Here is a 25,472-nt window from a genome sequence, read left to right on the forward strand (position 1 = left end):
TGTCACTCCCCTGTGCGAAGCCATTGCACCAGCGCCGGCCGGCCCGGCCGGCCCGGCGCTCCGTCGCGTCCGGCATGTCCTGTCAGTCCGTCGGGAAGGCCGATCCCCCCGGCCCCGCCGGCTCCCCCCTCGCCACCGGCGCCGGGCGCGCCGTCCGCGACGTCGAGGTCGAAGGCGGATCCCGGCTGACGGACATGCACGTCGAGCCGCAGCAGCCCGGCATCGCCGCCGGCCCCGCCGCCGCCGCCCTCGCCGCCATGGCCGCCGTCGCCGCCCTGGCCCATGCGGTGGAACGCGACGGCATGGCCGTAGGCCCCCGGCCCGCCGCGGCCGCCGCGGCCGCCATTGCCGCCGCGGCCCGGCCGCACCAGCAGCCGGGACCGGCCGGTCACCGTGTGGACGGTGACCGCCATGTCCCGCAGCGGCATGCCGTTCAGGCCCGGCTCGCCGGCTTTGCCGCCGCCGCCGCCGCCGCCGTCCGGCAGGTCGGTGCTGCCCAGCGGGCCGGCACCGCCGCTGGCGCCGGGGTCGCCGTCGCGGCCGTCGGCGCTGGCCAGCAGCAACGTCGCCGGTTCGACGCTGTCCGCCGTTTCCGGCCGCGCGCCGACCAGCTGCCCGATCACCAGCCGGGCCGCCCCGCCCTGCACCGTCAGCCGCGCCCCCTCCATCAGGGTCAGCCGATGCACATACAGCTCCACCGGGTCGCCGAACGGCGTTTCCAGCGTCAGCTCGGCGCCGGGGCGCAGGACGATGCCGTCCAGCGCATAGCGCACCCAGGTGTGGCGGAAGGTCTGCGCCGGTTCGACGAAGGAGCGCTCGGGCACCCAGGAGATCCGCATGGCCCGCCCGTGCCGGGCGCTGTCGAGCCAGCGCCGCCGGAATTCCTCCGGGTCGATGCCGTGGAAGGACAGCTGCCGGTCCATGAAGGCGCGGGCATCCGCCGGCATCTCCTCGTGGGCGATGGTCTGCGGCCCGGAATAGCGCGGCAAGGGCGGGTTGAAGGGGTCGATTACCCGGTTCCCCGCCGGCCTGGGCCAGCTGGAGATCACGCCGGCCTTCACACCGGCTTTCACGGCGGGCCTGTCAGGCACGGCGGCGGGCGCCTCGGCCTTGTCGGGCAGGGTCTTGGTGGGCATGGCAGCGCTCCGCACCGGCCGTCAGGAAAAGGGGACGAATTGCAGGGTCGACGGGGTGCCGGGTTGCCCTGACAGGCCCGGCAGACCCGGATTGCCCGATGGGCCGGGAGGAGACCCGGCGCCGCCCGCCCCCCCGGCGCCGGCGTCCCCGCCGGCTCCCCGCAGGCCGCCGAAATCCTGGAGAGTCACGACGGTTCCGGGTTCCATCATCTCGTATTGGACGAGGATGGACGAGCCGTTGCCGCCGTTGCCGCCCCGGCCGCCGTTGCCGCCGCTGCCGCCATAGCCGCCAGGGGTGCCGGTGCCGCCGGCACCTCCAGCCCCGCCCTGACCGCCGTTGCCGCCCTGACCGCCGGTCACGCGGACGACGAAAGTCCCGGAGATGACGCTGATGAAGAAGGATACGTAGGATGGCAGGTCCCCATTGCTCCCCGGCGCGCCCGCCGAACCCGCCCCCCCGTTCCCGCCGGGATAGCCGGGAGCGCCCTGCGCACCCCGCGCACCCTGCGATCCCGGGTACCCGTCGTAGCCGTTGCTCCCTGTCACATGAAGATTGACGGTGGTGCCGCCGGCCGCCATGGCGGTCATCGTGCCGACGGTAAGATGCACCGAACTCTCGACCGACAGGGTCGCACCCGGCTCCAGCAGGATGGAGCGGGCGACCAGGCGAAGCGGCGGGCTGCCGGGCGAACCGACATGCAGGGTCTGGCCGGCCCGGACTATGATTGAACCGGCGGCGAAGACCCGGCTCCCTCCGGCGAAGACCTGCGCCGGGGCGAGCGTGCTGACCCTCGGGTCGGCGGACAGCACGATGCGGCCCTGGTGATTGGCGGTGTCGAGGACCGGGCCGGACAGATGTCCGGGATGGAGACCGTAGAACTCGGTCATCCGCGACAGGAAGGGCGTCGGTTCGGGCCCGCCCGCCGTGACGATGCGCGGCGCGGCGGTGACGGCGAGCAGGCCGAGCCGGCGCGCGTTCGCCGGCAATGCGGCCACCGGCCCGTGCATGGCGAAGGATTGCGCGCCCGCCGAGGCCTGGGGGTTCAGCAGCGAGGTGTAGAGGGCGAGCGTATGGCCGGTGGTGCTGTTGACCGGGCTCAGCATTCCGCCGGAAAGCCGCATGGTCGTCGGCAGCGGGGCCATCAGCGACAGTCCCTGATTGGCCGCGATCACGTCGTTCGGCCGCAGGAGCTGGTAGCTGACGCTGCCGAGCGCCGACTGGTAGGCGCTCTGGAAGGCATAATCGCCGAAACGGACGGTGCCGAAGCCGTAGACGGCGGTTGCGGAGGGGATGCCGCCGTAGGGAACCAGCGCCAGATTGTAGGCGGCGAGCGCGGCCAGGGCGCCGCCGAAGTCGTGGCCGGCGAACACCAGCGGCTTGCCCGCCACGCCGGGAACCGCCGACAGGGCGGTGAACAGCGCCGCCGCATAGCCTGGATAGAAGTTGTAGAGCCCCTGCAGGATGCGGCCGCCGGAGGTGAACCAGGGCAGCGGCAGCAGGGACCCGTTGCCCATGAAGGCCAGAAGCTCGATCCACGAGCAGGCGCCGCGCGACGCCACCACCGTGCGATCACCGGAGCTGTAGATCGACGCCCAGGTGACGCCGTTGACCACGACGTCGGCCGCCCGCGTGTAGCCGGACGGCAGCGGCTGCGGCAGATCCGGATGCTGGAAGCGCCCATAGGTCGCCGTCGTCAGCAGGGCCAGAGTGTAGGCGAGGTCGCCGCTGTAGCCGGGAACCGGCGTCACCGTTCCGCCGCCGGCCAGCTGCGGCTGCGGCGCGCCGTAGGCGGTCTGGTAGAAGGCCGGCGTGCGTTCCAGCCAGGGCACGTCGGAGGCGGGAACCGACGCGGTCAGCGTCTGGGCCGCACCGCTGAAGGCGAATTCGGCCGGAGCCCCCGTGATCGACGGGTAGAAGTCGATGCCATCGAGGTTGCACAGGAAGACCGACCCCAACGCCGTCGTCACCGCCGCCGCATAGGAGGCGTTGCCGTAGGCCGGGGTCGAGAAGGAATAGCAGCCGGCCGTGCCGACCGGGCTGGTCATGGAGCCGCCGCTGCCGTCCGGCCCGGTCTGTCCGGGCCGCAGGTCGAGGGCGGCCATCTGCGCCAGCGGCCCGGCCGGCCCCATGCCGACCACCAGCAGCGGCACGTTCGAGGCGAATCCGGGCACGAGCTTCAGCTTGGCGACGGCGGCCCAGATCTGCGTGTGGATCGCGTTGTAGGCCAGCGAATAGCCCAGGGCGATCAGGGAGGTGGTGCCGCCGACATTCAGGTAGGGGGGCGCGGTGGTGGTGGCGAGGAAGGACTGCTCGAAGAACGAGATGAAGGCGGGCCAGTTGACACCCACCGCCAGCACCGCGACGGGCCCGTCGATGCCGGCCACCGTGCCGGTGGCAAGCAATCCCTGACCGCCGCCCGACGTGACGGAGCCATTCGCGAAGGTGGTCACGAGATTCAGGGTCGCCGGGAGGTAGGCTTGGCTGAGGTCTCCGCCTGCGATGTCGACCAGATCGAGCAGGGCGTTGGCGGTGGTCGCAGAATACTGGCTGACGCTTCCCATGGCACCAGGGCTCCCGGCGTGAGGATGTTGGCGGAGGAATCGGGAAAGGGGGACGGCGAAAACCAGCCGGAAGGCGTCGGAACTCCGTGACAGGCGGAGCCCGGCGCCTCCCGGCCGCCAATCAGGCCGCCGAGGCCGTGGTCGGATAGCGGATCACGGACTGGGCGCCGGTCTGGCCCGGAGTTCCGGGGGTTCCCGCACGGCCGGCACCGCCGCTCGTACCGGGCACGGCGTTGCCGCCGGCCTCGTTCGCGCCGCCGGCACCACCGGCGCCGCCGAAGCCGAAGGCGCCGCCGGCACCGCCGACACCGCCCGGCGTCTGCACCACGATATCGCCCTGATCGGTGTCCCAATAGACGGTCACCGATCCGCCATTGCCGCCATTGCCGCCGTTCGCACCGTCACCCCCGGTGCCGCCACTGCCGCCACCACCGCCCTGTGTGGTGTTGCATTGCGGATTCTTGCCGTTGCAGTCGGTGCAGACGGTTTGATTCTTTCCGCCGTCGCCGCCGGCACCTCCGGTGCCGCCCTGGCCGCCGGAGCCGCCGGAACCGCCATTGCCGCCCTGCGACAGAATGGTGAGCGGGCCGGACAGGCTGCCGTAATGGAGGGTGAAGGGAGGCGGCTCGCCTCCGGCGGTGCCGGCGGTGCCGCTTCCTCCGACCGCCCCGCCGCCACCGGCCGTGCCGTTGGTGGCACAGGTGCAGGTGTAGGTGACCTTGCCCCACCAGTTCGTATGGGCGGTGGCTGTTCCGGGGTTACCGGCCACACCCGAAGGCCCGGCGCCGCCGGCCATGCCGGTTGCCCCGTTGGTTCCGCCGGATCCAAGGATCAGGATCTGAGCGTTGATCGAGTTCGTCATGTCAGGTGTCCGTTCTCGACGATGTTCGTGGGGTGGCGGTCAGCCGCTGTAGGGCCGCATGGTCATCGTCGGACCGGAGCCGGCCGGCGTGTTCTTGCCGGTGGCGCCGGGCGATCCCGGACTGCCGCCTGCACCGCCGGCGTTGCCGCCCGCACCGCCGCCGCCGCCCTGGCCGAACGTCGTCGCGTCGAGGCTGTAGGTCGGCGAGCCGACAAGCTCGGTGTAGAGGATGACGATGGCGGTGCCGATGGACGCGCCATTGCCGCCTGCACCGCCATTGGCACCGTTGCCGCCCGTACCGGTCGCGCCGGCCGGCATGCTGGTCCCGTACTGGCCCTGGCAGCAGCTGGCCACGGTGGCGCCGGCCCCGCCGTTGCCACCCGCGCCGCCATTGCCGCCATTGCCGCCGGCCCCGCCGTTGCCGCCGGTGACCAGGGCATTGAAGGCGCCGGAGATGGAACCGACCTGGAAGGTCAGGCTCGCCGGGCAGCTGCCGTCGCTGCCGGGCGAACCGGCCGTCCCGGTGCCGCCGGTACCGCCTTGGCTCGCGCGGGTCGGCGCCGTGCTGCAGGTTGCGTTGTTCTTGCCGCTACAGACGCCTCCGGTCGCACTGCTGCCCGAAGACCCCTGTCCGCCGGGACTGCCGCTGGTGCCGGCCGTCCCGTTGGTGCCGAGAACGGTGATGTTGTAGTTGACCGCCATTGGACAGCCCTCACAGCATATTGACTTGGGCGGCCTTGAAGGTCACCGGGATGAGGATCTGGATCTGTCCGCCCTGCTGGACGGTGACGGTGCCGAAGATGGCGACCGCGCCGAGGACCGGGTCCTGGGTGACGTACGGGCTGTTGGGACCGATGACCAGGGGGTTGCCCGGCGTGACGGTGATGTCCTGGCCGGTGGTCAGCAGAATCTGGTTGGGGAAGCGCAGGGCGTTGATCACCGGCTCGAAGGCCTTGACCTTCTGGCTGTTGCCGCTGACGAAGGCCAGCATCGCCTGGCCGATGGTGTTGTGGTCGGCGGGATGGATCAGGCTCTCCAGCGCGCAGTTGTCGTTGCGCGCCCGTTCGATCGCCTTGTCGAAATCGGTCTGCACCGGCTGGGTCGGATAGCGGACGCTGCGGTCGGCATGCGGGTTCGCCGCGAAGTGATCGTCGGAAATCCCGGCGATGTCCTTCAGATGCTGGACCGACTGCAGGGTGACCAGCTTGGAGCCCAGATTGTCCTCCGACGGGTCGGAGGAGATCACCATCGGGCCCGTGTGGGTCCCCGGACCGAACGACCGGCCTTCGAGCTGGTCGAGGGTCAGGTCGACGGGCTTCACCGCCTTGTTCAGAAATGCGACATGCTGCTCGCGGTACGAGGCAAAGCTCACGATTATTCTCCCATTTGTATATGGATGTTTGTCCGTCGCACGCCGATGCTTCACGGCACGGCAAGCTGCTGCCTGACGGTCGGGTTCCGGCTTTTTTGGGAAAGTATTTGTTTTTATGTGCCGGCGAAGTGTGCAATTGATGCTCTTATTGTGTCAATAACAAACAAACATAATTTTTTCGATTATCAGAACTGTGACAACAATTTTAAAACTAAAAGTCTTTTGCATGCGAATGTACTGCTTGCAATCACACCAACGTGGGCAAATTTTTGAAATCAATGCCCGTGTATGATTATGAAATATCTCCGCGCCCCGTGGACATCGAAGCAGAACATATGTCTATATAATGGAGATTGGCGCACAACCCGGCCGATCAGGAGGCCGCGATGGCCGGTGCTTCGGCGGCCCGCCTCCCACACATCCTTGTTTCCAAGGGGACCCAGTATGCTGACCCTGCAGAAGACCGATCCCAACGGGCTGATCCCGACCCTGCGGCGCTGGCGCCGCAACATGTCGCTCTACAAGTCGGGAGCGCTGTTGAACCCGCTGTTCGACCTGCACACCGGCGGCGCCTCCCGTCCGGTGTTTCACGACATCGACCGGGAAATGCCCGCTCTGCGCCGGATCGACGCGGCCTACGACACCATCCGCGGCGAATTCGACCAGGTGCTGGCCGCCTACGAGCGGCTGCCCTCCTACCACAGCATCGACACCGACGTGATCCACTCGTCGGGCCGGTTGCAGCGCGACCGGCGGTGGAGCGTGTTCATGCTGACCTGTTTCGGCCGCGTGCCGCAGGCCGCCCGGACGCTGGCGCCGCGCACGCTGGAGCTGGTCCGGGATATTCCCGGCGTCTATCAGGCGATGTTCTCGATTCTGGAGCCGGGCAAGAGCGTGCGCGCCCATGAAGGGCCGTCGCGCATGTATCTGCGCTATCACCTGCCATTGCGCGTGCCGACGGTCCGGCCGCCGCACATCCGGGTGAAGGACCGGATCCATCAGTGGAAGGAGCGCGAAAGCGTGCTGTTCGACGATTCCTGGGATCACGAGGTGGTCAACGACAGCCCGGAACTGCGCGCGATCCTGATGATCGATGTCGCGCGCCCGATGCCGGCCCCCTTGCGGATGGTGGCCAAGGGCATGGCGACGATGGCCTCGCTGCATTATGCGCCCCGCATCGTCCGCACCATGGATGCGCTGGTGCCGCCACCGCCAGGCCGCTGAACAGGGTGCTGCCGCCACGGACGGGCTTGCGCCCGGATTTCGACCCGCATCCGAAAAAATGAGAATCCTTCGCATTTCATCCTGAGGCTGGAGGCCCGCCCGTTCGTCTGAGGGGAAAGGGCGAGGATGTTCCGTGCGGAGAGGATCGAGATGAGTGCTGGCAAGTCGCGCACGCGGCTGTGGTTCCTGTGGCATTCCTGGCTGGCGATGCCGATCTGGGCCTTCCTGTTTTTCATCTGCGTCACCGGCACCATCGCCGTGGTCAGCACCGAGATCACGTGGCTGGTCGATCCGTCGATGCGGGCGTCGGGCGAGGGGCAGCCGCTGCCGCCGAGCGCGCTGATCGCCGCGGCCGAAGCGGCGGCGCCCGGCGGACAGGTCGGTTCGCTCAGCTGGGGCGGCTCCCACATGGCGGTGGGCGCCGAGATGGCACTGCCCGACGGCACCTACACCACCGCCTGGGTCAACCCGGTGACCGGCGCGGTCCAGGGCCTGTCCCCCGGAAACTCGTTCCGCCAGTTCATCCGGGCGCTGCACGGCTGGCTGATGACCTTCCCGACAGGCTGGTATCTGGTGACGGCGCTGGCAATTCCGCTGGTTGGCTCGCTCGTCACCGGGCTCGTGGTCTACAAGCGCTTCTGGAAATCCTTCTACCAGCCGCGCATCCGCTGGACGCAGGCGCCCCGCGTCATGTGGGGCGACCTGCACCGCGTCGCCGGCACCTGGTCGATCTGGTTCATCGCCGTGATCTCCGTCACCAGCCTGTGGTTCCTGATCTACATCGCCCTGTTCCATCTCGGCATCGGCCTGGGCGGCGGCAAGGCGCCGGTGATGGTCGCCCGCGACCAGATTCCCGTGTCGGCGGTCAGGCCGAAAACCGACGCCGACGCCGTGGTGGCCGCGGCCATGGCCGCCCTGCCGGACATGCGGCTGCGCTACCTGCGGCTGCCCGACACCGCCTACGACACCGCATCGGTGTTCGGCTCCTCCGGGCAGGTGCCGCTGCTGCCGGACATCGTCCGCATCAACCCCTACACCGCCGAGGTGATCGCCGTGGAGGGCGGGCTGGAGGGCTCGTCCGGCGTCGAGCTGACCCGCACCATCATGCGGGCGCTCCACACCGGCGATTTCGGCGGCCTGCCGGTCAAGCTGATCTGGTTCGCCTTCGGCTCGCTGATGAGCCTGCTGGTGTTCAGCGGCATGCTGATCTGGACCAAGCGGACGGCGCGCGCCACGGTCGAGGCGGTGCGCGGGCTGAGGACGGCGAGGGCATCCTCCAATGCGTAAATTTTGGCACCGCGGCAAATTCCATCTCAGCGCGCTGATGATGCTGGTTCCGCTTCCCTTCCTGCCGAACTATTTCAGCCCGAAGCCGATCTTCGCCCCGCCCGAGATCCGGCGGGACGTCAGCGCCGGCCCCTTCCCGATCACGCTCGTCACCCACGACGAATCGCCGCATCGGGCCGGCAACGGCGAGTGGATGAAGGAATACCACGTCCATCTCCGCCCGGCCGACATCGACAAGGTGCGCGGCGTCTTCCTGCGCGTCGGCAAGCCGCGGAACCTGCGCGCCGCGGGCGCGCTCAGCTTCGGCAACCCGTACGAGCGCGAGGCCGAGGTGGCGGTGCCGGCCGAGCCGGCCGGGACCGAGGAGCTGTGGGTGACGGTCGAGGACTGGAGCGGACGCATCCATCAGACCTCGACCCCGCTGGCCGGTTTTCTGGGAGGAAAGCGATGACTGCCCGTATTCATGCCCTGGCGGTCGCCGCCGCCCTGTCGGCCCTGTGCGCCGCCACCGCCGCCCACGCCCATTACCCGGTCTGCGAGTGCAGGATGGCGGACGGCCAGACGGTGGTCTGCACCGGCGGCTTCTCCGACGGCTCGAAGGCGCCCGGCGTGGTGCTGGACGTGATCGCCTACGACGAGCAGGTGCTGGTCAAGGGCAGGCTGGGCGAGGATTCCACCCTGTCCTTCCCGCGCCCGGCCCAGGATTTCTACGTGCTGTTCGATGCCGGCCCCGGCCACACGGTCGAGATCGAGCACAGCGCCATCAAATAGGGTTCTCCACCCCATGCATCACCAGATCGTCCGCCGTGCCGGCGCCGAGCGCGAGACCCTGTGGGTCCTGCTCGCCGCCGGCCTGATCCTCGCCACCGCCACGGCGGCGGTCGGGCTGCGGCCGGCACCGGACGCGGAGGCCGCCCTGGCCCCGCACCGGATCGACTCCCGCACCGCCCTGACCGCCGCCGAACAGGGGCTGCACGCCGACCTCAAGATGGCGGCCGCCGAAATCGCTGCTTTGCGCAAGGCCGCCGGCATCTCCAACGGCCGGTCGCCGTCCCCGGCCGAGCTGGCGGCCCAGGCCCTGCCGCCCTTCGCCGCCGACGCCAGCGCCGCGGCGCGCGGCGGCCATGCCTGGACCCTGGTGGAATCTGGCGGGACGGTCGCCTATGCCGGCCTGTCCGCCGATCCCGGAACAGCGGGGTCGCTGGTCCTGCTGCTGGATGGCGACGACCATGGGGACGGGGGCGGGGACTACCATGGCCCCGCGATCTGGCTGAAGCGCGCCGCCGAGGCGCCGCCCGCACGCCTCGACGAAGCCTCGCTGGCCGCCGCCGGCTGGAAGCGGATCACCTCCACCTTCACCGCCGGCGTGACCCGATGAGTGCGATCCGATGACCATTTCCCTGAACCGCCGCCGCTTCCTCGCCGCCACCCTGGCGGCCGGTGTCCTTCCCGCCGGCACTGCCGCTGCCGCCGGGCGCAAGCGCTTCGGCATCACCCTGCACCCCTATTATTCCTACGTCGCCAACATCGTCGGCGACAGGGCCGAGGTGGTGCCGATCATCCCCGCCGGCTTCAACCCGCATGCCTACGAGCCGCGGCCGGAGGACATCCAGCGCATCGGCAGCCTCGACGCCATCGTCCTGAACGGCATCGGCCACGACGATTTCGCCGGACGGATGATCGCCGCCTCGTCCAAGCCCAAGCTGCCGGTGGTCGAGGCCAATGCCGACGTGCCGCCGCTGCCAGCTGCTGGGTCGGCGGCGCGGGCCTCGGGCAAGGTGGTCAACCCGCACAGCTTCCTGTCGATCACCGGCTCGGTTCTTCAGGTCGCCACCATCGCCCGCGAGCTGGGGCGGCTCGACCCGGCCAACGCCGAGGCCTACACCGCCAACGCCCGGACCTACTCCCGCCGGCTGCGCCAGCTGCGGGCCGACGCGCTGGGCAAGCTGGCCGGCGCCGGCGACACCCGCCTCAGGGTCGCCACCATCCACGGCGCCTACGATTACCTGCTGCGCGAGTTCGGGCTGGAGGTCTCCGCCGTCGTCGAGCCGGCCCACGGCATCGAGCCCAGCCCGGCCCAGCTTGCCGAGACCATCGCGACGATGCGCAGGCTCGACGTCCAGGTGATCTTCTCGGAGCTGAACTTCCCCAGCGCCTATGTCGAGACGATCCGCCGCGAGACCGGCATCCGACTCTACAGCTTCTCCCACATCTCGCATGGCGACTACGCTGCCGCCCAGTTCGAGCGCGAGATGACCCGCAACATGGACACGCTGGTCCAGGCGATGCTGGAGACCGCGCCTTGAGCGGCAGGAGAGCGAACGGCCCCGCCATCCTGTTCGACCGCGTCGACCTGACGCTCGGCCGCACCGCCATCCTCGAACAGGTCTCGCTCGCCGTGGCCCCCGGCGCCGTCCATGCGGTGGTCGGCCCCAACGGCGGCGGCAAGTCGTCGCTGATCCGCGCCCTGCTGGGACAGGCGCCGCACCGCGGGACCATCCGGCTCGACTGGCCCGGCGATGCGCCCGGCACCATCGCCTACGTGCCGCAGGCGGTCGAGTTCGACCGCGGCCTGCCGCTGACGGTGGAGGATTTCCTGGCCGTGCTGTGCCAGCGCCGCCCGGCCTTCCTCGGGCCGGACCGCCGGCTCGGCTACGGCGAGGCGCTGGCCCGCGTCGGCATGGCCGGCAAGGGCCGCCGCCGCTTCGGCGCCCTGTCGGGCGGCGAGCGCCAGCGCGTGCTGCTCGCCCAGGCGCTGATCCCGGCGCCCGACCTGATCGTCCTCGACGAGCCGATGACCGCGCTCGACGAGGCCGGCGTCGCCATCTTCGAGACCCTGCTGGCCGAGCTGACCGCCGCCGGCACCACCATCCTGTGGGTCGAGCACGACCTCGCCCAGGTGCGGCGGCTGGCGACGCGGGTGTCGGGGCTGAACCGGCGCGTGCTGTTCGACGGCCCGCCGCCGGAGATGCTGTCGCCCGACCGGGTGCTCGGCCTGTTCTCCGCCGCCCCCCGCAGCATGGCCGGGGCATTGGCGTCATGAGCTTCGAAACATTCCGCGCCCTGATCCAGGGCTGGGCCGCAGCCGGGTGGCTGCCCGCCGGCCTGACCCACGGCTTTCTGGTCAACGCGCTGCTCTCCGGTCTGGTCATCGGCCCGGTGCTGGGCGGGCTCGGCACGCTGGTGGTGACCAAGCGGCTGGCCTTCTTCTCCGAAGCGGTCGGCCACGCCGCGCTGACCGGGGTCGCCATCGGCATTCTGGTGGGGGAGCCCTACACCGGCCCCTATGCCAGCCTGTTCGGCTACTGCCTGCTGTTCGCCCTGCTGGTCAACTACACCCGCAACCGCAGCAACCTGACCTCCGACACGCTGATCGGCGTCTTCCTGTCGGTGTCGCTGGCGCTCGGCGCCAGCCTGCTGCTGGTCCTGGCGAGCCGGGTCAACATCCACATTCTGGAAAACGTGCTGTTCGGCTCGGTGCTGACGGTGGACGACCGCGACCTGACGGTGCTGCTGGCGGTGGCGCTCGGCGTCGCCCTGCCGATGCTGGCGCTGTTCAACCGGCTGCTGCTGGCCAGCTTCAACCCGGCGCTGGCGCGGGTGCGCAGCGTGCCGGTGAAGGGGCTCGACTATCTGTTCATCGTGCTGGTGACGGTGGTCACCGTCGCCTCGGTCAAGATCATCGGCGCCATCCTGGTCGGCGCCCTGCTGGTGATCCCGGCCGCCGCCGCCCGCGTCGTCGCCACGTCGCTGCGCGGCTTCTTCCTGCTGTCGGTCGCCTTCGCCAGCATCGCGGCGGTGGCCGGCATCCTGCTGCCGGTGCAGTTCGCCCTGCCGGTGCCGTCGGGCGGCGCCATCATCCTGGCGGCCGGGCTGCTGTTCCTCGGCGCGCTGCTGGCGCGTCTGGTCATGAGAGGGGACGAGGGATGAGACGCATCACGCTCGCAGCGCTCCTGCTGCTGGCGGCGGCCCCGGCCGCGCAGACCGCCGGTGCCGAAACATTGCTGGCCGGGCATCCGGTCACCGCCGGCCTTGCCTTGGCGCTGACCCGCGGCACGGCGGTGGAGGTCGAGGCGGCGGTGCCGCCCGCCATCCCGATGGGCCGCCAGCAGTCCTTCCTCAGCGGGCGCGGCGAGGCCAAGTTCGCCGAGGCGGCGCGCAAGGCCGATGCGGTGCTGACCCTGCGCTCGGTCTGGGCGGAGGATCCGCTCTATCCGCTGGCGCGGCGCGCCAACATCCGGCTGGTCGAGATCGACGCCGCCCGGCCGGTGGACGGCGCCCTGCCCGGCATCGCGCTGCGCGACGGCGCCGCCTTCCCCTGGCTGGGCGTCGCCAATGCAGGGCGGATGGCCGACATCCTGGCCGCCGATTTGCGGCGCCTCTACCCGGCGTCTGCCGCCGCCATCGACGCCAACCTCGCCACGGTGAAGCGCAGCCTGCTGGCGCTGTCCTCGCGGACGGCGCAGAGCTTCGCAGCACTGCCCGACCCGTCGGTTGCGGCGCTGTCCGACCGCTTCGCCATGCTCGCCGCCGATTTCGGCCTCGACCTGCGCAAGGTCTGGACCCGCGACGACCGCGACTGGACGCCGGAGCGGCTGGCCGAACTGACCGCCTACCTCCGGGCCGAACGCATCCCGGCGGTGCTCCACCACCGCCGGCCCGCCCCGGAGATCGCCCAGGCCGTCGCCGATGGCGGCGCCCGCCTGATCGTGCTGGACAGCCTGGAGAGCGGCCCCCCCGCCGCCATCGACACCGCCCTGGCGAAGATCGCCGAACAGCTGGAGGCGGGGCTGCGCTGAGCCCCGGAGGATTGCCCTCTCCCCCCCGGGGAGAGGGAGGGGCCCCATGCAAAGCATGGGGAGGGTGAGGGGGCCGGCGCGCGATCCGCGCGCCGCGAAGGGGCATCCCGCCCCTTCGCCTATCTTCACGCCCTACTCGCTCGACAGCGCCGCCACCGGGTCGAGACGGGCGGCGCGGCGGGCGGGGATCAGGCCGAAGACCAGCCCGGTCACCACCGCCGAGGTCACCGCCCCGGCGATGGCGGTCGCCGTGAACAGCACCGGCATCACGAACAGCCCGACCAGCGCGCCGCTCGCCAGCCCCAGCGCCACCCCGACCAGACCGCCCAGCCCGGCGACCAGCGCCGCCTCCATCAGGAACTGCCGCTCGATGTCGGCGGCCCGCGCCCCGGCGGCCATGCGGATGCCGATCTCGCGGGTCCGCTCGGTCACGCTGACCAGCATGATGTTCATCACCCCGATGCCGCCGACCAGCAGAGTCACCACCGCGGCGCTGCCGAGCAGCAGCGTCATGGTGTCCTGCGTCTCGGTCGCCGTCTTGATGCGCGCGGTCACGTCGCGGATCTGGAAATCCTCCTGACCGTGCCGCTTGGTCATCAGCTCGCTGATGGCGTCGCGGGTCGCGGCGATGCGCCCGACATCGTGGACCGACACCAGGATCAGCTGCAGGTCGGGCTTGCCGACCAGCCGCTGCACCCCGGTGGACAGCGGCACGAACACCCAGTCGTCGGTGTCCTGGCTGCCGGTGAGGTCGCCCTTCTGCCCCATCACGCCGGTGACCTGGAAGGGGATGTTGTTGACCTGCACATGGCGGCCGAGCGGCGACTCCCCGTTCGGGAACAGCCGCTTGGCGACATTGTGGCCGAGCACGGCGACCGCCGCCCCGGCCCGTTCGTCGGCGGTGGTGAAGAAGGAGCCGAGCGCCACCGGCCAGCGGTGGGTCAGCGGCAGCGAGGCCGAGGTCGCCAGCCCGCTGGTGCGGTGGTCGATGTTGCCGTACCGCACCATCACCGGCATGTCGAGGTAGGGCATGACGCTCTCGACGTTGGGAAGCCGCAGGATGGCCTCGCCGTCCGCCTCGGTCAGCGGCGTGGTCGGCAGGCGGGGATCCCCGCTGCCGGCCAGCACATAGACCAAATTCACCCCCAGCGCGCCGACCCGCGCCATCACCGCCCGCTTGGCGCCCTCGCCGATGGCGAGCAGTGCGATCACCGACGCCACGCCGATGACGATGCCGAGCAGGGTCAGCGCCGTCCGGAAACCGTTCGCCCCCAGCGAGCGCAGCGCCGCCGCGAACGCCTCCCCGGCGCTGGTCCAGACGGAGGCCGGGGTATGGCGCTCCGCCGGGACCGGGGCGGGAGCGGGAGCGGGAGCGGCGGTACGGGATCGCCTGCCGCCATCGGTGCCGCTGTCGGCGACGATCCGCCCGTCCCGCATCTCCACCACCCGGTCGGCGGCTTCGGCCACCTTGCGGTCGTGGGTGATCAGGACGATGGTGCGGCCCTCGGCGGCCAGTTCGCGCAGCAGGGCCACCACCTCGGCGCCGCTGGCGCTGTCGAGCGCGCCGGTCGGCTCGTCGGCCAGGATCACCGGCGCGCCGTTCATCAGCGCCCGCGCGATCGACACGCGCTGCTGCTGGCCGCCCGACAGCTGGTTGGGCCGGTGGTGGCGGCGCTCCGCCAGCCCGAGCCGGCCGAGCAATGCCGCGGCGCGGCTTTCCCGCAAGTCGGCGGGCAGGCCGGCATAGCGGCCCGGCATCTCGACATTCTCCTGCGCCGAGGTGCCGGGGATCAGGTGATAATGCTGGAAGACGAAGCCGAAGCCGTCACGCCGCAGCGCCGCCCGCCCGTCGCCCTCCAGTTCCGACACGTCGCGCCCGCCGACCCGGTAGCTGCCGGAGGTCGGGCGGTCGAGCCCGCCGAGGATGTTCATCAGCGTCGATTTGCCCGAGCCGGAGCTGCCGACGATGGCGACGAACTCCCCCGCCTCGACGGTCAGCGAGACGCCGCGCAGCACCTCCACCGCGACGCCGCCGCCGGTGGCGTAGGTCTTGCGGATGTCCTCCAGGACGAGGAGGGGGGCGCTCACAGCCGGAACCCGATGCGGGGCGGCCGGCCGTCGTCGGTCCGCCAGCCCACCACGATCCGCTCGCCCTCGGCCAGCCCTTGCAGGATCTGGGCGTTGAAGCGGTCGCGCACGCCGATGCGCACCTCGCGCGTCACGACGGCGCCGCCCTCCCCGATCATCGCGACGCTGTGGCGCCCCGACGCCTCGTCCGTCGCGGTCAGGGCGGCGACCGGGACGGTCAGCGCATCCTTCGCCTCGGCGGCGACGAAGAAGACCTGGGCGGTCATCTCCGGGCGCAGCTCGCCGCGCTCGTTGGCGACCTCGAACAGGGCGGTGTAGAGCACGACGGTGCTGGCCCCCGTCCCGCCGCCCGACGAGGCCGCGCCGTTGGTGGAGCCGCTCGTCACCGGCTTCGGCGGCGCCGGCAGGATCTGCTGCAACCGCGCCGTCCAGCGCCGGCCGGGATGGCCGAGCGTGGTGAAGTAGAGCGGCATGCCGTCGGTCAGGCGGGTGATGTCGGCCTCCGACACCTGGGTCCAGACGGTCATGGCCGACAGGTCGGCGATCCGCATCAGGACCGGCGCCTCGTAGGTCGAGTTGATGGTCTGGCCCTGGCGGGCGTCCACCGCGATCAGCGTGCCGCTCATCGGCGCGTAGATGCGGGTGTAGCCGAGCTGCGCCTCGTCGGCCTGGAGGGTCGAGTCCGTCTGGCGGATCTGGGCGAGCGTGGCATCGACCTGGGCGGCGGCGGTGCGCGCCTCCATGCGCGCCTGGTCGTAGGACTCGCCGCGCCCGGCCTCGACCCGGCGCAGCGCGGTCTGGCGGGCAAGCTGGGCCTGGGCGAAGTCGGCGCGTGCCCGCAGCTCGTCCAGCAGGGCGGTCAGGCGGGCGCGCTCGGCACGGCCGGCCTCGACCTTGGCCTGTTGCAGCGCCGGGTCGATCTCGGCCAGCAGGTCGCCCTCGCGCACCATCTGCCCGACCTTGACGTGCAGCCGCATCAGCTGTCCCGACACCTGGGCGCCGACATCGACATAGGCGCGCGGCTGGATCTTTCCGAGTGCGGTCACCGTGTCCTCGACCGTGCCGCGCCCGATCGCCGCCAGTTCGGCGGAGGCGGCCGGGTCGCCGGGACGCAACAGGGCGGCGGTGGCAAAGCCGGCGACGACCACCCCGACGGCGAGAACGGCCCTGTACCGGCGGCGGGCGGGCGGGGGTGATCTGGTCATGGCGGCGGTCGCTGTCCCTGTGGAATCGAAATGCGCGAATGCGTGTCGTTCTCAATAATAGACGTTTGGCGGATGCTCGATCCTCACCCCCGAAGCGACATCCTCCAGCCGGCGAAAACGGGCGCATAGACCGCCTTCACGTCATGACGACCGCCGCCGGTCCCTCCCTCACCCCCGTTTCGCGAAGTTTTTTGCAAAGGGCGATGTATTGATTGCGAATGATTATCATTCATGGTTAGGACTGGATTTCCGATGGATCGCTGGAACGGGTGTCGCCGAGGTCATGGCTGAAAGAGACCGGTCTTCCCTGTTGGGTCTGCTGATCGTCCATTACGAGGAGATGACCGGCCATCTGGCCCGGCGCCTCGGATCGCTCTGCCTTGCCGAAGACGTCGTGCAGGACACCTACCTGCGCCTGCGCAGCCTGGCCGCCCTGCCGGAGATCGACAACCCGCGCTCCTACCTGTTCCGCATGGCCGACAACATCGCGCTCGACCGGCTGCGGGCGGAGACCCGGCGCGGACGCCGCTTCGCCCCGGCCGAGCTGGGGATGGAACGCCCGCTGGAGGAGCCCGACGCGGAAACCGCCCTGGAGTACAAGCAGCGGCTGGAACGGCTGAGCCGCGCGCTGGCCGAACTGCCGCCGCGCTGCCGGGAGGTGTTTCTACTTCACAAATTCGACGGATTGAGCCATGCCGACATCGCCGTGCGCCTGGGCATTTCGCGCAGCATGGTGGAGAAGCATGTGATGAAGGCCTTGGCCCATTGCCGCGACCGGCTGGCCCTGTGACCGGTCGCGACGGCAGACCGCCGGAGCCGTCCGGCGACCCGCGCGAGGCGGCGCTGGCATGGTTCGTCCGCCTGGAATCCGGCGACGCCGACGCGGCCGACCGGGCGGCCTTCGCCGACTGGCTGGCACGGGATCCCGCCCATCGGCAGGAGTTCGACCGGCTGTCCGGCGTCTGGGGCGATCTCGGCCGCGTTCCCGACCCGCGCCGCGCCGTGCGCCCGCTGCCGACCCGGCGCCGGCTGCTGGCGTTCGGCGTGGGCGGGGCCGCGGCCTGCGCCGCCGGGCTGGGCGCGACGGTGGTCCTGACCGGCTGGCCGGGCGAGATCCGCACCGGCACCGGCGAGCGCCGCTCCCTGGCGCTTGCCGACGGCTCGTCGGTCGAGCTCGACGCCGGCAGTGCGCTCGCCGTGGAGTTTTCCACCGCGGAGCGCCGGGTCCGCCTGATCGACGGCCGGGCGCGCTTCGTCGCCGCCGCCGATCCGGGGCGCCCCTTCGCGGTGGCCTGCGCCGACGGCAGCGTCACCATGGTCGACGCCACCGTCACCGTGCACCGCCGGCCGGAGGATGTGGTGGTCGCGGTGGAAAAGGGCACGGCCACGCTGGCGGCGGGGAACCGGCCGCCGGTCCATCTCGCCGCCGGCCATTGCCGCAGCTACGGTCCCGACGGCCCCGGCCCCCTGCTGCGCGACGGGGTGGCGGCGGAGACCGCGTGGCGGCAGGGGCGGCTGGTCTTCCAGGCCCAGCCGCTCGATGCGGTGGTCGCCGATCTCAACCGCTACCATCCCGCCCGCATCCTGCTGTGGGACAGTCCGCTCGCGGCTCTGCGGGTGGACGGCAGCGTCGACATCGCCCGCCCGGACGCAGCGCTCAACGCCATCGTCCGCACCCTGCCCGTGCGCACGATGCGGCCTTTTCCCGGACTGGTCATCATCCGTTCCGTCTAACCGGTTCCGCAGAGTTTTTTTTGCGAAGGGGGGTGAGGGACCGCCCTTCGGCCAGCGTCCTGACTCACCGAATGGCAAATGCAACTCATTCGCATTTTTGGGGGTCGTAGCGATGGTTGGTACTGGGGCGCGCCCGACAGGACGGGCGGTCGGCAAACGGGTGGCCGGGGGACAGGCAAGTGGTGGCCGGATCGGCTGGAAGCCGGTCCTGATGGGGATGCTGCTGGCGTCGACCGCGCTGCATGGCGCACAGGCGGCGGCCACCGCCGGGGCCGTTCCGCAGGTGGCGCAGCAGACCGGCACGCGCGCCTTCGCCATCGCCGGCGGTCCCCTGCCGGGCGTGCTGGCCGCCTACGGGCAGGCCGCCGGGCTTCAAATCCTCTACCCGACCGACATCGCGCAGGGCCTCTCCTCCCCCGGCGTGACCGGAACCATGGCCCCGCGCGAGGCGCTGGTGCGTCTGCTGGCGGGGACCGGTCTGACCGCACGCTTCGTCGATGCCGACACGGTGACGCTGGAAAAGCCGGTCAGCGGCAGCGACGGCGCGACGATGCTCGATACGATGACGGTGCAGGGCGTCGCCTCCGGCGACCGCGGCCGCAGCGAGGGCAGCGGCTCCTACACCGCCGCCGGCCCGTCGACCAGCGCCACCAAGCTCGACCTGACGCTGCGCGAGACGCCGCAGTCGGTCAGCGTCATGACCCGCCAGCGCATGGACGACCAGGGTCTGAACGAGATCCGCGACGTTCTCAACCAGACCGTCGGCGTGACGCGGCAGCAGTCCGCGGCACTCGGCAGCGACGGCTCCGAGATCTATGCCCGCGGCTTCGCCGTCAGCAACTATCAGGTCGACGGCATCCCGCGCTCGACGGTGTACGGCTTCGGCGACAGCATCTCCGACATGGCGCTGTTCGACCGTGTCGAGGTGGTGCGCGGGGCGGCCGGCCTGCTGAACGGCGTCGGCGATCCCTCCGCGGCGGTCAATCTGGTCCGCAAGCGCCCGACCCCCACCGTCCAGGGCTATGTCCAGGGACAGGGCGGTTCCTGGAACCGCTACCGCGGCGAAGCGGACCTGTCCGGCCCGCTGGTCGAGAACGGCCGCCTGCGCGGCCGCGTCGTCGGCGCCTATCAGGACGGCGACAGCTTCATCGACCGGCTGCACGAGCGCAAGAAGGTGCTCTACGGCGTTCTGGAGGCCGACATCAGCGACGACACGCTGTGGACCGCCGGGATCGAATACCAGAAGCACAGGTCGGACGACGCCTCGCGCGCCGGCTTTCCGCTGTTCTTCGCCGACGGCGGCAGGACGGATTTTTCGCGCTCCTTCAACAGCGGGGCCGACTGGGCCTATTTCACGCACGACAACCTGACCGTCTTCAGCGACGTGAAGCACCGCTTCGGCAATGGCTGGACGGCGACGCTGAATGTCGAGCACAGCACGCGCGAATATGACGGCCTGCTCGGCTACGGCGTGCGCGGCACCCTCGACCGTGACGGCACCGGCATGGGCATCTGGCCCGGCCGCTGGAATTCGACCCTGCAGCAGACCTCCATCAACGCCGACGTGACCGGCCCCTTCGAGCTGTTCGGGCGGACCCACGACCTGATGGCCGGCGTCGGCGGCTATTACGCCAAGCGCAGCGGGCTCGACTATCCGCTCTGGTACATCGACGGCTACGACACCTCGATTTCCAACTACTACACATGGAACGGCCGTATCGCCCAGCCGACGCTGAACCCGACAGGCTGGTCGCAGACCAACGAACGGCAGATGGCGGCCTATCTCGCCACGCGGCTGCGGCCGACCGACGCCCTGTCCGTCATCCTCGGCAGTCGCATCAGCCGCTGGGAGCAGAGCGAGGAGAGCCACCCGAACGACGCCGCCGGCACCGCGGACAAGCGGTCGGAGAACGGCGTGCTCACCCCCTATGCCGGCATCGTCTTCGACGTGACCGACATCTGGTCGGTCTATGGCAGCTACACCAGCATCTTCAAGCCGCAGGACTACAAGGACGTCGCCGGCAAGAGCCTCGACCCGATCGACGGCGACGCCTATGAGGCCGGCGTGAAGGCGGAGTTCTTCGGTGGCCGCCTGAACGCCAGCGCCGCCGTGTTCCTGATCCAGCAGGACAATCTGGCCGTCGCCGACAGCGGCCGCTTCACCCCCGACGGCGGGCAGGCCTACAAGGCGGCCAAGGGCGCCAAGAGCAAGGGCTTCGAGCTGGAGCTGACCGGCGAGATGCTGCCCGGCTGGCAGGTCGGCGGCGGCTTCGCCCACACCACCGTGAAGGACGCCAGCGGCCAGCGGCTGCTGACCTATGTGCCGCGCGACACGCTGAAGATGTTCACCACCTACCGGCTGCCGGGCTCCTGGGACCGCCTGACCGTCGGCGGCAATGTGAAGTGGCAGGGCGACATCTACAACGGCACCGGCAGCCGGCGCACCGAGCAGAGCAGCTACGCGGTGGTGGACCTGATGACCCGCTACCGGATCACCGAGAAGGTTTCGGCGACGCTGAACGTCAACAACCTGTTCGACAAGAAATACATGACCAGCATCCAGAGCTACGGCTATTACGGCGAGCCGCGCAACGCGATGCTGTCGCTGCGCGCGACCTGGTAAGCGTCGGGAAGGAAACGGGAGATGTCCCGACCGGGCATCTCCCGCTAATAAGAATGGTTCGCATTCTAAGCCCGGTGCGGCTATACCGGTGCGACCGGCGTTCCGGGCGATGGCCCGATGGCTGCCGGCTTCCCTGCACCCGGCAACCCGCGCATCCGTGACCGACATTTTCCGCCCTCTCCTCCCCGACGCCACCCGGCCCCGGCGCGCCCGATGACAGGCGCCGTCGGCACATGGGCGCGCAAGATCGCGGAGCTGTTCGATGCGCATCGGCTGCGGGTGGAGCGTGCCATCGCGCGGCGGACCGGCGACCCGCAGACGGCGGGCGATCTGGCGCAGGACGCCTTCCTGCGGCTGGCCCGCCTGCCCGACGGCGAGGCGGTCCAGAATCCGGCGGGCCTGCTCTATGTGGTGGCCGACCGCATCGCGCTGGACCATTGCCGGGCCGCCCGGCGCCAGCGCCTGCGCGAGGCCGGTCCGCCCGACGACGATCTGCCGGCCGCCGGCCCCGCCGCCGACGCGCTGGTCGAGCGGACCCAGACCATGGCCCGGCTGCGCGGCGCCATCGATGCCCTGCCCCCCAAAACCCGCGAGGTGTTCCTGCTCTACCATGTCGAAGGGCTGCCCTACCGCGCCATCGGCGAGCGGCTGGGCATCTCGCCGCGCACGGTGGAGTACCATCTGCGCACGGCGCTGGAGCAGTGCCGCGCCCACATGAGGCGGCGCCCGCTGCGCTGACCGGCGGGGTTCGCGTCCCGACCGGTCATTTTCTTTGAGGGATCGGCCTCCGTCGGTCGTCTTCAACCACACGAGGCAAACAGGAGCTTGCGGCAAGACGTGACGGATCATCGGGACGGCCAGCGCAGGGGAGCGGCAGACAATGGATCCGACGGCATCGGTTCCGACGGGGACCGGCTGTTCTCCGAAGCCAACGCGTGGTTCTTCCGCCTGCAATCCGACGATCACACCGCGGCGGAGCGTGCCGCCTTCGCCGAATGGCTGGCCCGCAGCCCGGCCCATGCCGATGCCTGGACCGACGTGCAAAGCCTGCTGCACGACCTGAAGGAGCCGGCCCGCGCGGCCCACCGTGATGCCCACCGTGCTGCCTATGCCGGGTTCCGCAGCGCGCCGTCCCGCCGCCCGGCGGCGGCCGGTGTCCGGCGCTTCGCCGCGGCGATGGCGGTCCTGCTGGTTGTCGGCGGGCTCGGCGTCTGGCGCGGACCGACGCTCTACCAGGATGCCGTCGCCGATCAGGTCACCCCGGCCGGACAGCGCCGGACCTTGACCTTGCCTGACGGCTCGACCGCCGAGATGAACGGCGGCACCGCGCTCGCGCTCGATTTCCGGGACGGCGAGCGGCGCGTCCGCATCCTGCGGGGAGAGGCGTGGTTCCACGTCGCCCGCGACCCCGACCGTCCCTTCGTCGTCGATGGCGGGGCCGGCGCCGCCCGCGTGCTCGGCACCCAGTTCAGCGTCCGGCGCGAGGACGGGCGCACGACCGTCACCGTCGGCGACGGGCTGGTCGAGGTCTCCGCACATCCCGGCACCGACAGCCGCGCCCCCTGGCCCGACAGCGTCCGCCTGCACGCGGGCCAAAGTGCTGAGGCCGGTCCGCTCGGCCTGAGCGGGCCGCGGGCGGCCGATCCCGCCGTCGCCTTCGCCTGGCGCCAGGGGCAGATCGTCTTCCGCCAGCAGTCGCTGGCCTCCGTCATCGCCGCGCTGAACGGGCAATGGCCGGGCCGGGTGGTGCTGCTGAACGACGAGGCGGCGGAGCGCGTGGTCTCCGGCGTCTTCGCGCTCGACCGGCCGGATGCCGTGTTCGATGCGCTGGAACGCGGCCTCGGCGTCCACGCCACCCGCATCACCCCCTACCTGACCCTGCTGCGCTAAAAAATGCTGCCGGCCTGAAAAAAATCGGCAGGCCTGAAAAAAACCACCCAGGGATCTCCGCCGTCCCATCGTCATGTCCGGGAAAGAAGAGAATGAGACGCAGTCGCAGAACGCGACGCGGTCTCTCACCGGATATCAGAGGCGAGCGATGGCATTGGCGAAGTTTGGGGCGAAGTTTGGCGTGAAGGGTGGATGTCGGGGCAGCGTCCAGGACGGCCCGTTCGGCCGCAGGTTCCTGGGACGGCTGCTGGCGACGACGGTGCTGATCGCGCCGGGGCTGCTGCTGCCCGGCAGTCCCGCGGCGATGGCTCAAACCAGCCCGGCCACTGCCGTCAGCTTCGCTATCGCGCCGCAGTCGGTCGACGGGGCGCTCGCCGCCTTCTCCGCCGCCACCCGCATCCAGGTGCTGACCCCCGGCGCCGTGACCCAGGGCGTCGCCTCCCCCGGCGTCAGCGGGGCGATGACCGCGCGCGAGGGGCTGAACCGCCTGCTGTCCGGCACCGGGCTGGTCGCCCGCTTCCTCAACACCGAAACCGTCACGGTCGAGCGGGTGGCGGCCGGCGGCGCCGTCCAGCTCGACCCGGTGCAGATCGAAGGCAACCGGGCCGCAACCGGTCCGGGCGCCCTGCCCCCGGCCTTTGCCGGCGGACAGGTGGCGCGCGGCGGGCGCATCGGCGCGCTCGGCAACCAAGACGCGATGGACGTTCCGTTCTCCGTCACCGGCTACACCGCCGAGACCATCCGCAACCAGCAGGCGGAGACGATCGCCGACGTGCTGGCCAACGACCCGGCGGTGCGCAGCAGCCTCGGCTACGGCAATTTCGCGGAGAGCTTCGTCATCCGCGGCTTCCAGCTGGCGGGCGAGGATCTGTCGGTCGACGGCCTCTACGGCACGGCGCCGCGCCAGATCGTCGCCACCAACATGTTCGAGCGGGTGGAGGTGCTGAAGGGCGCCAACGCCTTCCTGAACGGGGCGGCCCCCAGCGGTTCCGGCATCGGCGGCGGCGTGAACCTCGTGCCCAAGCGGGCGGAGGACGAGCCGCTGACCCGCCTGACCGCCAGCTATGCGATGGACAGCCGGCTCGGCCTGTCCGCCGATGTCGGCCGCCGCTTCGGCGACGCCAACCAGTTCGGCGTGCGCGTCAACGCCGCGGTCCGCGGCGGCGACACCGCCGTCGACGACGAGGAGCGGACGCTGAAGCTCGGCTCCCTGGCGCTGGACTACCGCGGCGAGCGCGCCCGCGTGACGCTCGATGTCGGCACCCAGACCCAGCGGGTGGAGCAGGGCCGCCCGGTGGTCTATTTTGGCAGCTTCGTGCCGGCCGTGCCGTCGGCCTCGCAGAACTACGCGCAGCCCTGGACCTATTCGCAGATGCGCGACACCTTCGGACAGGTCCGCGCCGAATACGACATCCTGCCCAACCTGACCGCCTACGGCGCCTTCGGCCTGCGCAGCATGCGCGAGGACGGCGACTACGGCTCCCCCACCGTCACGCGGCCCGACGGCACCGGCACGGTCAGGCGCCTGACCGTCCCGCGCGAGGATTTCACCAGCACCGGCCAGGCCGGCGTCCGGGCCGACCTGCACACCGGCCCGGTCCGCCACCAGCTGAACGCCGGCGCCTCCGCCCTGCGGACCACCAACAACAACGGCTTCGAATTCGGCACCACCACCGCCATCAACCTCTACCGCATGGTCGGGATGCCGCGCTCGGCCACGACCTCGGCCAGCGGCATGACGGGCGACCTGCCGAAGGTCAGCGAGTCGGTGCTGCGCAGCCTCTACGCCTCCGACACGCTGTCGATCCTGGACGACCGGGTGATGCTCACCGCCGGCCTGCGCCAGCAGAACATCCAGGTCCGCGGCTACAACCGCGCCAACGGCGCCCGCACCTCCGATTACGACCAGTCGGCGCTGACGCCGGTGGTCGGGCTGGTGGTGAAGCCGCTGAAGGAACTGTCGCTCTACGCCAACCGCATCGAAGGGCTGGCGCAGGGTCCGACCGCCCCGTCCACCGCGGCCAATGCCGGAGAGATCTTCGAGCCCTACCGCTCGGTCCAGTACGAGGTCGGCGGCAAGCTCGATTTCGGCAGCTTCGGCGGCTCGTTGTCGCTGTTCCAGACCACCCAGCCCAGCGGCGTCACCGACGGCTTCACCCGCCTCTACAGCGTGTCGGGCGAGCAGCGCAACCGCGGCGTCGAGCTGATGCTGTATGGCGAGCCGGTGCAGGGCCTGCGCCTGCTGGGCGGCGCCACCGTCATCGATCCGGAACTGACGGACACCGGCAACGCCGCGACCGAGGGCAAGGACGCCGTCGGCGTGCCGCGCCACCAGTTCAACGCCAACGTCGAATGGGACCTGCCCTTCCTTCCCGCCTCCTTCCCAACCGTGACGCTGACCGGCCGCGTGATCCACACCGGGTCGCAGTATCTCAACACCGCCAACACGCTGAAGATCCCGAGCTGGACCCGCTTCGACGTCGGCGCGCGGATGATCGCCGACGTCCAGAACCGTCCGGTCACCATCCGCGCGGCGGTGGAGAACGTGACCGACAAGGCCTATTGGGCGTCGGCCTATGGCGGCTACCTGAGCCAGGGCGCCCCGCTGACGGCCAAGCTGTCCGTCTCGGTCGATTTCTGACCGGGGCCGATACAGTCCCAGAGGCGGCATTCCTGAGGGCGGCATGAGG

The 25,472-nt window shown here is 70.7% G+C and carries 22 protein-coding genes; 15 read left to right on the forward strand and 7 right to left on the reverse strand.

Going from position 1 to position 25,472, the window contains the following annotated elements; translation table 11 throughout:
* Nucleotides 1-2 precede the first annotated feature (2 nt).
* The 5 genes from CRT60_RS12580 to CRT60_RS12600 form a co-directional block, all read right to left on the reverse strand.
* Nucleotides 3-1,136: a hypothetical protein gene (locus tag CRT60_RS12580; protein ID WP_098736738.1), complete on the reverse strand. Its 1,134-nt coding sequence runs from the start codon at nt 1,134-1,136 to the stop codon at nt 3-5.
* Between the two features lie 21 nt (nt 1,137-1,157).
* Nucleotides 1,158-3,698, reverse strand: a complete 2,541-nt coding sequence (locus tag CRT60_RS37525) for a lipase family protein (protein ID WP_098736739.1) — start codon at nt 3,696-3,698, stop codon at nt 1,158-1,160.
* A gap of 121 nt (nt 3,699-3,819) precedes the next feature.
* Nucleotides 3,820-4,560 carry a hypothetical protein gene (locus tag CRT60_RS37530; protein WP_098736740.1) on the reverse strand — a complete coding sequence of 247 codons (741 nt, stop codon included), beginning with the start codon at nt 4,558-4,560 and terminating at the stop codon, nt 3,820-3,822.
* 39 nt (nt 4,561-4,599) lie between these two features.
* The gene (locus CRT60_RS12595; protein WP_098736741.1) at nt 4,600-5,262 is read right to left on the reverse strand and encodes a hypothetical protein; all 663 of its coding nucleotides are present in this window, start codon (nt 5,260-5,262) and stop codon (nt 4,600-4,602) included.
* A gap of 10 nt (nt 5,263-5,272) precedes the next feature.
* Nucleotides 5,273-5,932: a hypothetical protein gene (locus tag CRT60_RS12600; RefSeq protein WP_098736742.1), complete on the reverse strand. Its 660-nt coding sequence runs from the start codon at nt 5,930-5,932 to the stop codon at nt 5,273-5,275.
* Nucleotides 5,933-6,376: 444 nt separating this feature from the next.
* Here CRT60_RS12600 and CRT60_RS12605 point away from each other — a divergent pair, with 444 nt between their 5' ends.
* The 9 genes from CRT60_RS12605 to CRT60_RS12645 all read left to right on the forward strand — a co-directional run bounded on the left by CRT60_RS12605 (nt 6,377) and on the right by CRT60_RS12645 (nt 13,242).
* Nucleotides 6,377-7,156 carry an aspartyl/asparaginyl beta-hydroxylase domain-containing protein gene (locus CRT60_RS12605; protein WP_161958034.1) on the forward strand — a complete coding sequence of 260 codons (780 nt, stop codon included), beginning with the start codon at nt 6,377-6,379 and terminating at the stop codon, nt 7,154-7,156.
* 150 nt (nt 7,157-7,306) lie between these two features.
* Entirely contained in the window at nt 7,307-8,443 is a 1,137-nt protein-coding gene (locus tag CRT60_RS12610) for a PepSY-associated TM helix domain-containing protein (RefSeq protein ID WP_098737011.1), read from the forward strand.
* Entirely contained in the window at nt 8,436-8,894 is a 459-nt protein-coding gene (locus CRT60_RS12615) for a hypothetical protein (RefSeq protein WP_098736744.1), read from the forward strand. Before CRT60_RS12610 ends, CRT60_RS12615 begins: the two co-directional genes overlap by 8 nt.
* Complete coding sequence (locus CRT60_RS12620) at nt 8,891-9,214, forward strand: hypothetical protein (RefSeq protein ID WP_098736745.1); 324 nt, start codon at nt 8,891-8,893, stop codon at nt 9,212-9,214. The genes CRT60_RS12615 and CRT60_RS12620 overlap by 4 nt, the downstream gene beginning before the upstream one ends.
* A gap of 13 nt (nt 9,215-9,227) precedes the next feature.
* Nucleotides 9,228-9,821, forward strand: a complete 594-nt coding sequence (locus CRT60_RS12625) for a DUF6162 family protein (protein WP_098736746.1) — start codon at nt 9,228-9,230, stop codon at nt 9,819-9,821.
* Nucleotides 9,822-9,831: 10 nt separating this feature from the next.
* Nucleotides 9,832-10,749, forward strand: coding sequence for a metal ABC transporter solute-binding protein, Zn/Mn family (locus CRT60_RS12630; protein ID WP_161958035.1), 918 nt, complete (start codon nt 9,832-9,834; stop codon nt 10,747-10,749).
* A complete protein-coding gene (locus CRT60_RS12635; protein WP_098736747.1) occupies nt 10,746-11,486 on the forward strand; it encodes a metal ABC transporter ATP-binding protein in 741 nt (246 codons plus the stop codon). The genes CRT60_RS12630 and CRT60_RS12635 overlap by 4 nt, the downstream gene beginning before the upstream one ends.
* Nucleotides 11,483-12,373, forward strand: coding sequence for a metal ABC transporter permease (locus tag CRT60_RS12640; protein ID WP_098736748.1), 891 nt, complete (start codon nt 11,483-11,485; stop codon nt 12,371-12,373). Before CRT60_RS12635 ends, CRT60_RS12640 begins: the two co-directional genes overlap by 4 nt.
* The gene (locus tag CRT60_RS12645) at nt 12,370-13,242 is read left to right on the forward strand and encodes a metal ABC transporter substrate-binding protein (RefSeq protein WP_098736749.1); all 873 of its coding nucleotides are present in this window, start codon (nt 12,370-12,372) and stop codon (nt 13,240-13,242) included. Before CRT60_RS12640 ends, CRT60_RS12645 begins: the two co-directional genes overlap by 4 nt.
* A 132-nt stretch (nt 13,243-13,374) precedes the next feature.
* Here the strand turns inward: CRT60_RS12645 and CRT60_RS12650 are convergent, their stop codons facing one another.
* Complete coding sequence (locus CRT60_RS12650; RefSeq protein WP_098736750.1) at nt 13,375-15,330, reverse strand: MacB family efflux pump subunit; 1,956 nt, start codon at nt 15,328-15,330, stop codon at nt 13,375-13,377.
* Complete coding sequence (locus CRT60_RS12655; RefSeq protein WP_098736751.1) at nt 15,327-16,535, reverse strand: efflux RND transporter periplasmic adaptor subunit; 1,209 nt, start codon at nt 16,533-16,535, stop codon at nt 15,327-15,329. The genes CRT60_RS12650 and CRT60_RS12655 overlap by 4 nt, the downstream gene beginning before the upstream one ends.
* 283 nt (nt 16,536-16,818) lie before the next feature.
* Between CRT60_RS12655 and CRT60_RS12660 the strand changes: the two genes are divergently transcribed.
* From CRT60_RS12660 to CRT60_RS12685, 6 genes are all read left to right on the forward strand, one after another.
* Nucleotides 16,819-17,325 (forward strand): sigma-70 family RNA polymerase sigma factor, encoded by a 507-nt coding sequence (locus CRT60_RS12660; protein ID WP_098736752.1) that lies wholly within the window; start codon nt 16,819-16,821, stop codon nt 17,323-17,325.
* Complete coding sequence (locus CRT60_RS12665; RefSeq protein ID WP_161958036.1) at nt 17,322-18,269, forward strand: FecR family protein; 948 nt, start codon at nt 17,322-17,324, stop codon at nt 18,267-18,269. The genes CRT60_RS12660 and CRT60_RS12665 overlap by 4 nt, the downstream gene beginning before the upstream one ends.
* A 112-nt stretch (nt 18,270-18,381) precedes the next feature.
* Nucleotides 18,382-20,892, forward strand: coding sequence for a TonB-dependent siderophore receptor (locus tag CRT60_RS12670; RefSeq protein ID WP_244592447.1), 2,511 nt, complete (start codon nt 18,382-18,384; stop codon nt 20,890-20,892).
* 213 nt (nt 20,893-21,105) lie between these two features.
* Entirely contained in the window at nt 21,106-21,630 is a 525-nt protein-coding gene (locus tag CRT60_RS12675) for an RNA polymerase sigma factor (protein ID WP_098736754.1), read from the forward strand.
* 99 nt (nt 21,631-21,729) lie between these two features.
* Entirely contained in the window at nt 21,730-22,782 is a 1,053-nt protein-coding gene (locus CRT60_RS12680) for a FecR family protein (protein ID WP_098736755.1), read from the forward strand.
* A 181-nt stretch (nt 22,783-22,963) separates the two neighbouring features.
* Nucleotides 22,964-25,423: a TonB-dependent receptor gene (locus CRT60_RS12685; protein ID WP_244592448.1), complete on the forward strand. Its 2,460-nt coding sequence runs from the start codon at nt 22,964-22,966 to the stop codon at nt 25,421-25,423.
* Nucleotides 25,424-25,472 lie beyond the last annotated feature (49 nt).

This window comes from Azospirillum palustre, assembly GCF_002573965.1.
Lineage (GTDB): Bacteria > Pseudomonadota > Alphaproteobacteria > Azospirillales > Azospirillaceae > Azospirillum > Azospirillum palustre.